Genomic DNA, 12,841 nt, shown 5'->3' on the forward strand with positions numbered 1-12,841 from the left:
GATTATTTTATGTTTAATTTTGATGATGTAATTGATCGGAGAGATACTGATTCTTTAAAGTGGGATACAATTGGTGATGATAATATGTTACCTATGTGGGTAGCAGATATGGACTTTAAGAGCCCTAAAGCAGTCAGAGAAGCTCTTGCTAAAAGAGTAGAGCATGGTATTTTTGGCTATGCTGGAGGATATGACTCATACTATGATGCAGTTATCCAGTGGATGAAAAGACGCCAGCAATGGGAAGTAAAGAAAGATTGGATCTCTATTAGTCCAGGGGTAGTTCCAGCTTTGAATATGTTAGTTAGAGCTTTGACTAATCAAGGTGATAAGGTAGTTATTCAATCACCTGTCTACTATCCTTTTTATGAAGTAGTAGAGAATAATGGCTGTCATGTAGTTGATAATCCTTTACAATTTGATGGTGCTAGTTATCAGATGGACTTTGCAGATTTAGAGGAAAAACTTGACTCGCGAGTTAAACTTATGATTCTTTGTAGTCCTCATAACCCAGTTGGTAGAGTCTGGAGTGAAGAGGAATTGAGGAAATTAGGGGAAATATGTAATAAAAATGACGTAATTATAATTGCAGATGAGATTCATTCTGATTTGATTTTGTCAGATAATGAACACCAAGTATTTTCTTCTCTCTCAGAAGAATTTAAACAAAATTCTGTAATCTGTAATGCTCCCACAAAGACTTTTAATATTGCAGGTATTCAGATTTCTAATATTATTATTCCTAATCAGAATATTAGAGAGTTATTTCAACATACTTTAGAGAGTACAGGGGTAGGAAGGCCAAATATATTTGCAGTTACAGCAGCTAGGGCAGCTTATAATAAAGGAGAAGAATGGTTAGATGAACTTTTAGTTTATCTAAAGAATAACTTAGAGTTTTTGCAAAGTTATATAGAAGAGAATATACCTCAAATAAATGTTATTGAACCAGAAGGTACCTATTTAGTCTGGTTAGATTTTAGAGAATTAGGTTTGACTGATAAAGAGATTAGAAGTTTATTATTTAAAGAAGCGGAGTTGATTTTAAATCCTGGGCCAATCTTTGGAGAGCAGGGAAGTGGATTTCAAAGGATTAATATAGCTTGTCCTAAATCAGTATTAAAGGAAGGTTTACAGAGGTTAAAAAAGGCAGTTGATAAGATATAATCTTATGATAATTGACATATTAAATTGGTTATGATAGAATTAAGTTGATTAAAAAATAGAATAATACATCACGAGTAGTGGAGGGACAGGCCCTATGAAGCTCAGCAACCGCCTGAGAAGGAAAGGTGCTAATTCCTGCCAGTCTTTTTTCTGGGAGATGTATTGAGTAGCTTATTATCTCTCCAGTTAGGAGAGTTTTTTTATTTTAATAAGAAATTATTTTAGTTAGTTGCGGAAAAATAATAGATAGATTTTAATTAGCAGTTAGTGATTATTAATTGTGGATTAAATATAGGAGGTAATAATTATGTCAGAAAGATACTTTTTTACATCTGAATCAGTAACAGAAGGTCATCCAGATAAGGTGGCAGATCAGATTTCTGATGCTGTTTTGGATGCTATCTTAGAAGAGGATTCAGCGGCTAGAGTAGCTTGTGAAACAACAGTTACTACAGGAATGGTCTTAGTAGCTGGTGAAATTTCTACCGATTGTTATGTTGATATTTCGGAAGTTGCGCGAGAAACTATTGAAGATATAGGTTATACAAGGGCCAAATATGGTTTTGACTCTGAAACTTGTGCAGTCTTAACTTCTATTGACGAACAGTCTCCTGATATTGCTATGGGAGTTGATGAGGCTTTGGAATCTAAAGAAGGGGCCCAAGAAGAGATTGGGGCAGGAGATCAGGGCATTATGTTTGGTTATGCTACTAATGAAACAGAAGAGTTGATGCCCTTACCAATTACTCTATCCCATAAGTTGGCCCAGCAGTTGGCTAAAGTAAGAAAAGAAGGGTCACTAAATTATCTACGACCTGATGGCAAGACTCAAGTTACAGTAGAGTATGAAGGAGACAAGCCAGTACGAATTGATGCAATTGTTATCTCTACTCAGCATCATCCTGAAATTGAACTAGAAGATCTACGAGAGGATTTAGTTGCAGAGGTAGTAAAGCCAGTTATTGATGCTGATTTATTAGATGAAGAGACTACATATTATATCAATCCAACTGGTCGCTTTGTAATTGGTGGTCCGCAAGGAGATGCTGGATTGACAGGACGAAAGATCATTGTTGATACTTATGGTGGTATGGCACGCCATGGTGGAGGAGCATTCTCTGGTAAAGATGCTACTAAAGTAGATAGATCTGCTACTTACGCTGCTCGTTATGTAGCTAAAAATATAGTAGCAGCAGGTTTAGCAGATAAATGTGAGGTACAATTATCATATGCTATTGGAGTAGCTCATCCAGTATCAATTATGGTTGATACATTTGGTACCGCTAAGCTTGAAGAGGATAAGATTGAAGAATTAGTTGATAAGCACTTTGATCTACGTCCAGGTGAGATTATTAAAGAATTAGATTTGAGGCAGCCAATTTATCGCCAGACAGCAACCTATGGTCACTTTGGGCGGTCTGATTTAGATTTACCTTGGGAGAGAACTGATAAAGCTGGTCTATTAAAAGAAGAAGCAGGTTTATAAATTATAAAATACCGCCCTATAGGGCGGTATTTATCTTATTAGGGGCTGGTTTATCCTTTTAGATTAATAGTTGGTTGTAAAGTTTTTTGTTCTTTGAAGTAACGACCTTGCTCCAAAAATAATTCAGTCATTTCTATTTGCAAGGTTTTTAATGTTAAGTTTTTAGGTGCTAGTTGCGATGATTCAGTTTTATTTATAGTCCATTCTTTTAGTTTTTTTCTTGTCTCTTTATAAGTAGCAGTAATTAATTTTTCGCTATCTGTTGGGAGAGGTTCTAGTGCTTTATGTGCTTTCTTATAACTAATATTAATAATCTTTTTAACTTGTTTATGGAAAGACTTTAATTTAGTTGGATTTTGTTGGTATTTTTCTTTGATCAAATCTAAAATTTGGTTAGAAATAGTCTCTATCCCCCATTTATCAGTATCAACCTTTAGTTTTTCTTCTAATTCTGAATAAGATTCTTTTTGGTTATCTTCTTTTTTCTCTTTCTTATCGTCTTTAAGCTCTTCTGTTAGAGTAAGAAAGTCACTCTTTTTTGATTTCTTTTGTTGTCGACCTTTATTTTGTTTATAAGCATGGTCATGATACTGATTTGTTTTAGTAATTGGAGATGTCTTTGTAATTCTATTGACGCCATCTTCAGTCATAGTATCCCCTCCCTCTTATTAATATTATCGATAGTTCAGGTTAGATTATAACCTGTCTATAGTAGCATTTAAGTTATTTAGCTAGGTATTGGTCGTATATAATACTATTAACTGATGGCTATGTTACTGAAAGAGAAATATCACCTTTGCATAAATAACCTTCTATAATACATAAATATAATAACAGCCTATTTAAATTAATTGAAATATACAATAAAATTGGTTTATAATTGTAATATACAAAGGAGGAGATAAAGTGACTAATAATCTTGAGATTTTAATTATGTTTGGTGCAGACTTTGACCAAAGTCAGTTATCTAGTTTAAAAAAGATGGCTCCTCAAGTTGCAATTACTAATCTTCAAGCAGATGAAGTTACTACTGAAATGATAAAAAAAGCAGATATTATATTTGGTTGGCCAAAGAAGGAAGATCTAAAGAAGGCAGAAAATTTGAAATGGTTACATCTACCAAGTGCTGGTGCAAGTAAGTATATAGATCAAAGTTTGTATCATAACCAAGATATTATTTTGACTAATTCTAGTGGTGTTTATGGTTTGCCAATAGCTGAACATATTTTAGGTATGATTTTAGCTTTTAATAATAATCTATCTCAGTATTTTGAGCAACAACAGCAGAAAGAATGGCAATCAGTAAGAGCAAGAAGAGATATTTATGGTTCTACTTGTGGAATAATTGGTTTTGGGAATATAGGAAGAGAAGTTGCTAAACGTGCTCAAGCTTTAGGCTCTAGAGTATTGGCACTGAAACGGACAGTAGATCAAGTTCCTGATTATGTAGATAAGTTATATACTCAAGATGAAATTAACCAAGTACTAAAGGAGTCAGATTATATAATCTTATCTTTACCGATTACAGAAGAGACTAAAGGAATAATTTCAGCACAAGAGTTACAGTTGATGAAGAAAGATGCTTTCTTAGTTAATGTTGGGCGTGGGGAGTTAGTTGTACAGAATGATTTGATAAAGGCTTTAACTGAAGGTTGGATAGCAGGGGCTGGATTAGATGTTACTACTCCTGAACCACTACCAGAAGATAGTCCTTTATGGGAACTATCTAATGTAATTATTACACCTCATTGTTCTGGCTATTCGCCTACCAATTCAAAAAGGTTGTATGATATCTTTAGTAAGAACTTAGAGTCTTATATGAAAGGTCAACCTCTAAAGAATAGAGTGAATTTTAGAGTAGGATACTAAATATATCACTATCTAATCAGCCATTGAATAAAATACTATGATTCTTAATAGAAAAGAGGGATAAAGATGGCTGATGATGGTTTTGATATTATGGAGGCTTTTAAAGTTAGTTGGGAGAATATTAGAGATAACTTTGGGAAGTTAGTTGGCCCGTTATTGATTTGGGGAGTAATTTTTTCTTTAAGTGCAGTTACTCCCAAAGTAAATTCTTTATTAGGTATTGTGACTGAATATGTTAAGTTAGTAGTTACTTTAGGGGTAGTTAATATAATCTTAAGATTATATGATGATCTTGAAGTTGAATGGCAAGATTTAATTTTTAAGCGTAAGATTTGTGGAACGTTATTTTTATTAACTTTGGTTTTTTATTTAGCCTCAGCTTTAATGAGTGCTTTAGCAGGAGCATTTAATAGTCAAGTTATTAGTTTTATTTTATTTTTAGTAGGTTTTTTCTTATTTATTAGATTCTTCTTTGCAGGGTATTTTATTATAGATAAGGATGTAGATCTAATATCATCCTTACAGTTGAGTTATCATTTAACAGAAGGACATACTATTAGACTGGTCTGTTTGTGGTTATCAACAATGATTATTAATTTATTAGGGGTTTTTCCTGGGTTTTTCTTAGGATTGGTCTTTCTTAGCTTACCTCTTGGCTTAGGAGCAGTTGCTTTTGTCTATCGTAAATTGGTAGTCAATTCAGATCTAAGTTTTGAGGAACCTATCTTTTTAGAAGATATTGATCTTTAGTAATATGAAAAGCCTAGACCAGTTGACCTAGGCTTTTCATATTTATCTTTTAAATGAATTGCTTTATGTATCCTGTAATAGTATAATTATTAAAATAACTAAAATTTAATAAAATAATAATAATTAGGTAGGAGTTTTATTAAAACTATCTAATTTTGTATATAGATAAAAGAAAGATGTGTACTATATAATCTTTATTTTGATCTTTAGAAAAGGGGTATGAATATGGCAGAGAAGGGTTTTTCTATTACAGAAGCTTTTAATTTTGGCTGGGATATACTTAAAAAGAATTTTAGTTTATTCTTCTTTTCCACTTTTTTATGGTTTATTATGTTTGCTTTAGGTTTAGCATTTAACTTTAAAAGCCAAGTTATTTTTAATTTAGTACGGATCTTACTTACCTTTGGTATTATTAATTTAATCCTAAAATTATATGATAGGCAAGAGGTTAATATTAAAGATATTATTTTAGATTTTGATACTACAATTAAATTATTTATGTTTTTACTTGGATTTATAGTGTTATTAGGAGTAGTAGTTATTCCTTTATGGATAGTGAAGATGGCTCTAGGGTTAAATCCTCAGTTACTATTAACTATATCGTTGGTATTAGTAGTAGGAACATTAGCTTATTTAAATGCTAAATTTCTATTTGCTAGTTATCTTATGCTAGATAAAGAATTAGAATTATTTGCAGCATTTAAGAAGAGTTTTTATCTGACTAGGGGAGTGGAAATAAAGTTACTTGCTTTTTTATTTTTAGTAGTAGCTTTGATAATGGTTAGTTTTTCTCATTTATTTTTATTACCTGTAATCTTTGTAACTTATCCAACAAGTATTGGAGCTTGTGTATCTGTCTATCGGCAATTAATTGAGAGTGAGTAGACTTTAATTGAAAGATTTTAATGTGGAGGAGTTAAGATGATAGAGAAGTTAGGGAAGATAAAAGAAGAGAGGTTACATAATCATACTGAGGATGTTGTTTTAGAGAAGATAACCGAATTATTAACAGAAGATGATTTTGGACAGGTCTGTACTTGTGAACAGTGTCTGCTTGATATTGCCTCGCATGCTCTTAATCAACTACCAGCTAAGTATACTACTAGTTCTAGAGGGGAAGTTATGACCCGCTTAGATGAATTTGAAGATCAGCCCCAGGTTGATTTTGAGTTAAAAGTAATTCAAGCAATCAAGGTTGTAGCTAAAAATCCAAATCACTAAAGAATAGGCGGGCCAACTATAGGCCCGCCTGTTTATCTTTGTTAATATAATTGGATACTATCTCTAGAAGGAGTGGTAGAATGTTAACTATTAAATGTGCGAAATGTAAAGATAAGATTTTGAAATATAAGAAGATAGGTAAAGGAAGAGTATTAAGGTGTTGGGAAGAGAAGATAAGAAGAATTTATGGAAAGGTTGAAGAGGATGAATTAGTATGTGACAATTGTGGTAATATAATAGGAGATATTAAATCTAGAGGTAGCAAAAATTATGTTAAGATGAATCGAAATCAATTTACTTATACAGGGACAAAGATTGAGAAGTAATGAAATTATTTATTTAATAGATAATAATTTTTTGACAATCGTGTAATGCTATGTTAATATAGTAGTATGTTAGTTGATGAAGTGGTTCAATTGATAAATTTTTAAATTATTAGGAGGAGTTTGTATAATGACAGAACAAGGTAATGTTAAATGGTTTGATGGAGAAAAAGGTTATGGATTTATTGAGCGAGAAGCAGGAGACGACGTATTCGTACACTTTTCTGCAATTCAAGAAGAAGGATTCAAGAACTTAGAAGAAGGTCAAGCAGTAGAATTTAAGGTTGTTGAGGGAGATCGTGGACCTCAAGCTGAAGAAGTCGTTAAGCTATAATTAACATAGATTACGGCGAAAAGTCTCGGGTTTTCCGAGGCTTTTGTTTTTGATAAAAAATATTATTTATTTTTTTAATTCCCGGGCCAACTGCTCGGGAATTTTTTGTTTTTGGAGGGATATTTTTGGATAAAGATTAGGACTTTATTTTCTTAGCAGGTAATTAAGTACATATATAGAAATGATAAGATAAGATTAATAAAGTTGGACTTTTATAGATAGGGAGTTGATTTATAGTGGGTACAATGACAGCGCAAATTTTAGTAGGTAGAGCTCATCCGAATCATGGTGGGATTAATCCGAGCCATTATATATTCTTATCAGAGGCTTTGACACTAGTTGCTCAAAATATCTTTCCCGAGGAAGTAGAAGATCAGAGAAGAATAACTTGGATTCCTACTAGGGAAAATATATTAGAGGATGCTTTATTAATGATTGGACTTTATGTCTTAGAAGACGAAAAATTACTTAAACTTGCCAATGAATATTTTACTGATTTTTCAGCCGATAGAATAGAGTTACATAAGGATATTGATGGGGAGAAACTTGAAGAATTATATCAGGAGTGCCGTAAGTTAGATTATCAATACAAAATTGTGATTAATGACTTTGATGATGGTAGATTACATCCTAAAGTGCTAGAAGAGTATTCAATGGATGTTACTGTCTGTACTCCAGATTATAAGCGTTGGTATTCTAGGTGGCAAGATGAGGTTAGAACTGAAGGAACTTTAAGTAACAGTTATAAATGAGAGGAGAGACTTAATTATGGCAAATAGTTTAGGATTAGGAAATTTAGAAGCAAAAGTAAAAGAAAAAGCTAATTTCGTATGGAGTATAGCAGATATCTTACGAGGAGACTATAAGCAGTCTGATTATGGTAAAGTAATCTTACCATTTACAGTCTTAAGGCGGTTAGATTGTGTCTTGGAACCAACTATTGAAGAAGTAGATCAACAACAAGCCAAGTTAGAAGATATGGGACTAGAAAATCCAGAACCAATGTTGAATGAGACAGTTAATCAGATATTAGAGGAAGACTATAGCTTTCACAATCATAGTGGATTTACTTTTGAGAAGTTAAAGGCAGACCAGAACCATATAGCCGATAATCTAAAGTGTTATATCAATGGTTTTTCTAGTAATGTAAGAAAGATTATTGATTACTTTAATTTTGAGCGAGAGATAGATAGATTAGATGATGCTAATCTATTATTTAAGGTTATGCAGAAGTTTGCTGCTATAGATTTACATCCTGATGTAATGACTAATTTAGAGATGGGTTATGTATTTGAAGAATTGATTAGGAAGTTTTCTGAACAGTCTAATGAAACAGCAGGGGAGCATTTTACACCACGAGAAGTAATTAGATTAATGGTTAAGTTATTATTTAATGAAGACTCTCAGGATCTATTGAATGAAGAAGGAAAGTTAAAGACATTATATGACCCAGCTTGTGGAACTGGTGGTATGCTGTCAGTAGCAGAAGAATATGTAGAAGAAGTCAATCCTGAAGCCCACTTAGAGCTTTTTGGACAAGAGTTAAATCCTGAATCCTATGCAATCTGTAAATCAGATATGTTACTTAAAGGACATAATACTGCTAATATAAAGTTTGGTAATAGTTTTACTGAAGATGGCTTACGAGGAGAAAAGTTTGACTATATGTTGTCTAATCCACCTTTTGGTGTTAACTGGAAGAAGGTAAGAGATGAAATTGAAGATGAACATGACCAATTAGGTTTTGATGGTCGGTTTGGAGCAGGAACGCCAAGAGTTAGTGATGGTTCATTATTATTCTTACAGCATATGATATCTAAGATGAAAGAAGATGAGGGTAGTAGATTAGGTATTATCTTTAATGGTTCACCATTATTTACAGGTGGAGCAGGTTCAGGAGAGAGTGAAATTAGACGTTGGATTATTGAAAATGACTGGTTAGAAACTATTGTAGCTCTGCCAGAGGAGTTATTCTATAATACAGGAATTGCTACTTATATCTGGATCTTGACTAGTGATAAGACTGAAGAGAGAAAGGGTAAAGTACAGTTGATTAATGCTGTTGATTTTTATGAAGATATGAGAAAGAGTTTAGGTAATAAGCGAAGTAAGATCAGTGCTCAGCAGATAGAAGAGGTTGCCCAGATTCATCAGGACTTTAGTGAGGGGGAATACTGTAAGATATTCGATAATCAAGACTTTGGTTACCAGAGAGTTGCTGTAGAACAGCCGATTAGAAGAAGTTATCAGGTTACTGAAGAGACTATAGAAGACTTTAAAGAAACAGATGGATTCCAGAGAATTGGTGAGCGAAAGAATGGTGAGGAGTATCAAGCCCAGATTATCGCTGGTCTAGAGGAGAAGTTTGAGTTTGGTAAAGTCTATAGTAGTCATAATGAGTTTATGGATGTGATGGAGGATATCTTTTCTGATATCAGTATTCGGATGTATGTCTATATTAAGAAGGCTCTATTTGCAGCCTTTGGTGAAGAAGATGAAACAGCTGAACCTGCTAGAGATAAGAAAGGAAATAAAAAGCCAAATTCTGACCTGCGAGAGTATGAGAATATCCCCTTAAAAGAAGATATCAATAACTATTTTGATGAAGAGATCAAACCTCACTTACCTGATGCGTGGATCAATCATGATAAGACTAAGATAGGTTATGAGATACCATTTACTAGATATTTTTATGAGTATGAGGAATTAAGAGATTTAGAAGAGATAGATAATGATATTAAGGAGTTAGAAGATGAGATATTAGGCCTCTTAAGTGAGGTGACGATTGGTGAGTAAGTATCCTAGTTATGATAAGATGAAAGACTCTGGGGTTGAATGGTTAGGTGAGATACCAGAGCATTGGGAAATAGTTTCTTTAAAATATTTAATGAAGGTTAAAGATGGAACACATAATACCCCTGAATTTTTAGAGCCTTCTAATGAAACTAGACCTTTGATTACTACTAAAGATATAACAAATGGGGAAATTGATTTTAGAGACGCTAAGCATATTTCAATTGAAGATCATTTAAAAATAAGTAATCGTTCTAATGTAGAAAATAATGATGTTATTATGCCTATGATTGGAACTATTGGTAATCCAGTTGTTGTTAAAACAGAAAAGGCTTTTTCTATAAAAAATGTAGCTCTTTTTAAAACTAGTGAATCTAATTTTAATTCTAATTTATTATCATATTTTTTAGATAGTAAATTTATAAAAACTCAGTTTGAGTTAATGACTAGAGGAGGAGTTCAGTCTTTTATATCGTTAGATGTTTTAAGAAATCTTATGGTACTAGATATGCCAAAGGATGAGAAAAAAGCTATTGTTAATTTTCTTGACCGAGAAACCGGTAGAATAGATAAATTGATTGAGAAGAAAGAAGAGTTAATTGAATTATTAGCAGAAAAACGACAGGCTACTATTAGTCAGGCAGTGACTAAAGGACTTGATTCTGATGTAAAAATGAAGGATTCTGGAATTGAGTGGTTAGGTGAGATACCAGAACATTGGTCTATGACGAGTTTGCGAAACCTTACTAGATTTATTGAAGATGGAACTCATGGTAGTTTTAGTAGAAGAGATATAGGAATTCCTTTGCTTAGCGCTAAAAATATTCAAAATGGTTCTGTTAAAGTATCAAATACTGAAAGTCTTATATCTGAAGAAGATTATGAGACAATAACTTCAAATAGTAGTTTGAAAAAAGGAGATTTGTTGCTAACTATTGTTGGAACGATAGGTAGAGTAGCTATTTTTAATATTGATGAAAAAGTAGCTTTCCAAAGAAGTGTTTGTATGATGGGGACTAATGAAAATCTTTTGACTGAATATGCTTTTTATTTAATACAAACTTCTTATTTTCAAGATGAGTTATTATCAAAAGCTAAGCAAAGTGCTCAAAGTGGCGTTTATCTTGGAGATGTTGCATCATCTATTGCTATTGTGCCATCTTTAGAAGAACAAAAAGAAATAGCAAATTATCTTGAGAAAGAGATAAATAAAATAGATAAGTTAATAGATAAAACAGAAGAACAGATAGCTAACTTAAAAGAATACAGACAGGCTTTAATTTCTAATGCTGTAACAGGCAAAATAAAAGTAACAAAAGAGTAAAGATGTTCAATAATCTATTAGTTAACTAAAGAAGAATATCTATCTAGTCCACATCCAGCATTGCTTTTTATGCTGGATGAGGAAAGATTAAAGTAACAGAAAAATAATTGACAATTGAGAATGTACAATTGACAATTAAATTCAAAATCTAATTAATCATGATCTAAATATATAAAGGCTACAGAAAGGTAATATAGTTACTTAGCATAATATTGATGTATTGTGTCATTTTCGTGATATAGTCATGAGCTATCTGCTTTGGGCTATGAGCTAATTCAAAATCAAAAAAATAGTTCAAATTATTTAAATAAGATTTCTTGACACAGCTTACATTTTAGTCTACGATATGTCCAATAAAAACTTAAAAGAATTGGGAGGTACCGGGCTGGGAAGTTGGCCCGGTATCTGTAATTTATTCAGTTGTATGATATAATTAACTTAGATATATTGTTGTAGGAGGAATTTGGATATGAAACGAGAGATGCCAGATTTATTATGGAAGGAGATAATCGAAGATTTATTTGAAGATTTCTTGAGATTTTTCTTACCTGATTTATATCCTAAAGTTGATTTTAGTAAAGGATATGAGTTCTTAGATAATGAGTTGGCTAATATAGTAGATAAGACATTAGAAGGTAAGAAGATGAGTGATAGATTAATTAAAGTATTTTTAAAGGATGGAACTGAAAATTGGATTTTAGTTCACTTAGAAGTACAAGGTTATTGTCATCTTCTCCCGACTGAAGTCGGAGAGCTTGATTAATTCAAGTTCTAAGGTGTCCAGACTAAGTTAGAGTTTTTTCTAACTATGTTATTTAGATTATAACACTTTAGGATGCCTACTCCAGTCCTAAACTCTGTTGCCTAATATTAAACAACTCTGAAGGGATAAGAGTAGTGTATTAGGTGTAAAAAGTCTAAATAACTTTGTCAAGGAGAGCATAAGCGTTTTTAAAAGCTTATCGTTACCAATTTGATTTGAGAGTAGAGATTCAAACTCTACTTAACCTAAAACAAAAAAGGAAGTGTTAAAAATGGTATTTGTATTAGATAAGACTAAAAAACCTTTAAATCCTACTAGTAATGGAAAAGCTAGATGGTTATTATCTCAAGGATATGCAGTAGTACACAAGTATCAACCATTTACTATTAGACTTAAAAAGCAAATAGATAATCCTAATCTTAAAAATTATACTTTAAAGATTGATCCTGGCAGTCAAACAACAGGTTTGGCTATTAATTGTGGTAGTGAAGTGGTATTTTTAGCTAATTTAAACCATAGAGCAGATACTATCAAACAAAACTTACAAACTAGAAGGGAACACCGAAGGTTTAGGCGTTCCAAAATAAAGTATAGGCAACCTCGTTTTGATAACAGGACTAAAAAAGAAGGTTGGCTACCACCTAGCATAGAATCAATAGTTAACAATATTAAAACCTGGATAAAAAGGTTAAAAAAGTTATGTCCAATAGATAAAGTAGTTATAGAAACTGCAAGGTTTGATACTCAAAAAATGGTTAACCCAGATATAAAAGGTATTTAGTATCAGCATGGTACATTAAAAGGTTATAAT

The 12,841-nt window shown here is 32.3% G+C and carries 14 protein-coding genes and 1 riboswitch; of the genes, 13 read left to right on the forward strand and 1 reads right to left on the reverse strand.

What is annotated here, in order from left to right:
* The first annotated feature begins 9 nt into the window (after positions 1–9).
* Positions 10–1,167 carry a MalY/PatB family protein gene (locus ACYQ39_RS13030; RefSeq protein WP_459843900.1) on the forward strand — a complete coding sequence of 386 codons (1,158 nt, stop codon included), beginning with the start codon at positions 10–12 and terminating at the stop codon, positions 1,165–1,167.
* A 62-nt stretch (positions 1,168–1,229) separates the two neighbouring features.
* Positions 1,230–1,331: riboswitch (SAM riboswitch) on the forward strand.
* 143 nt (positions 1,332–1,474) lie between these two features.
* On the forward strand, positions 1,475–2,653 hold the full coding sequence (gene metK, locus ACYQ39_RS13035) for a methionine adenosyltransferase (protein ID WP_459843903.1): 1,179 nt from the start codon (positions 1,475–1,477) through the stop codon (positions 2,651–2,653).
* Positions 2,654–2,703: 50 nt separating this feature from the next.
* Here the strand turns inward: metK and ACYQ39_RS13040 are convergent, their stop codons facing one another.
* Positions 2,704–3,303: a hypothetical protein gene (locus ACYQ39_RS13040; RefSeq protein WP_459843906.1), complete on the reverse strand. Its 600-nt coding sequence runs from the start codon at positions 3,301–3,303 to the stop codon at positions 2,704–2,706.
* Positions 3,304–3,559: 256 nt separating this feature from the next.
* On the opposite strand from ACYQ39_RS13040, the gene ACYQ39_RS13045 reads away from it, so the two are divergent.
* From ACYQ39_RS13045 to iscB, 11 genes are all read left to right on the forward strand, one after another.
* Complete coding sequence (locus ACYQ39_RS13045) at positions 3,560–4,522, forward strand: D-2-hydroxyacid dehydrogenase (RefSeq protein WP_459843908.1); 963 nt, start codon at positions 3,560–3,562, stop codon at positions 4,520–4,522.
* A gap of 66 nt (positions 4,523–4,588) precedes the next feature.
* On the forward strand, positions 4,589–5,272 hold the full coding sequence (locus tag ACYQ39_RS13050; RefSeq protein WP_459843911.1) for a hypothetical protein: 684 nt from the start codon (positions 4,589–4,591) through the stop codon (positions 5,270–5,272).
* Positions 5,273–5,497: 225 nt separating this feature from the next.
* The gene (locus ACYQ39_RS13055; RefSeq protein ID WP_459843913.1) at positions 5,498–6,157 is read left to right on the forward strand and encodes a hypothetical protein; all 660 of its coding nucleotides are present in this window, start codon (positions 5,498–5,500) and stop codon (positions 6,155–6,157) included.
* Positions 6,158–6,193: 36 nt separating this feature from the next.
* Positions 6,194–6,493 carry a late competence development ComFB family protein gene (locus tag ACYQ39_RS13060; protein WP_459843915.1) on the forward strand — a complete coding sequence of 100 codons (300 nt, stop codon included), beginning with the start codon at positions 6,194–6,196 and terminating at the stop codon, positions 6,491–6,493.
* An 80-nt stretch (positions 6,494–6,573) separates the two neighbouring features.
* A complete protein-coding gene (locus ACYQ39_RS13065; protein WP_459843918.1) occupies positions 6,574–6,819 on the forward strand; it encodes a hypothetical protein in 246 nt (81 codons plus the stop codon).
* A gap of 127 nt (positions 6,820–6,946) precedes the next feature.
* Positions 6,947–7,150: a cold-shock protein gene (locus ACYQ39_RS13070; RefSeq protein WP_459843921.1), complete on the forward strand. Its 204-nt coding sequence runs from the start codon at positions 6,947–6,949 to the stop codon at positions 7,148–7,150.
* A 236-nt stretch (positions 7,151–7,386) separates the two neighbouring features.
* The gene (locus tag ACYQ39_RS13075; protein WP_459843924.1) at positions 7,387–7,902 is read left to right on the forward strand and encodes a hypothetical protein; all 516 of its coding nucleotides are present in this window, start codon (positions 7,387–7,389) and stop codon (positions 7,900–7,902) included.
* A 16-nt stretch (positions 7,903–7,918) separates the two neighbouring features.
* The gene (locus tag ACYQ39_RS13080) at positions 7,919–9,946 is read left to right on the forward strand and encodes a type I restriction-modification system subunit M (protein ID WP_459843926.1); all 2,028 of its coding nucleotides are present in this window, start codon (positions 7,919–7,921) and stop codon (positions 9,944–9,946) included.
* Positions 9,939–11,267: a restriction endonuclease subunit S gene (locus tag ACYQ39_RS13085; protein WP_459843928.1), complete on the forward strand. Its 1,329-nt coding sequence runs from the start codon at positions 9,939–9,941 to the stop codon at positions 11,265–11,267. Before ACYQ39_RS13080 ends, ACYQ39_RS13085 begins: the two co-directional genes overlap by 8 nt.
* A gap of 469 nt (positions 11,268–11,736) precedes the next feature.
* Complete coding sequence (locus ACYQ39_RS13090; protein WP_459843930.1) at positions 11,737–12,030, forward strand: RpnC/YadD family protein; 294 nt, start codon at positions 11,737–11,739, stop codon at positions 12,028–12,030.
* Between the two features lie 271 nt (positions 12,031–12,301).
* Positions 12,302–12,811, forward strand: a complete 510-nt coding sequence (gene iscB / locus ACYQ39_RS13095; RefSeq protein ID WP_459843932.1) for an RNA-guided endonuclease IscB — start codon at positions 12,302–12,304, stop codon at positions 12,809–12,811.
* Positions 12,812–12,841: the final 30 nt, after the last annotated feature.

This window comes from Halanaerocella petrolearia (assembly GCF_054657875.1).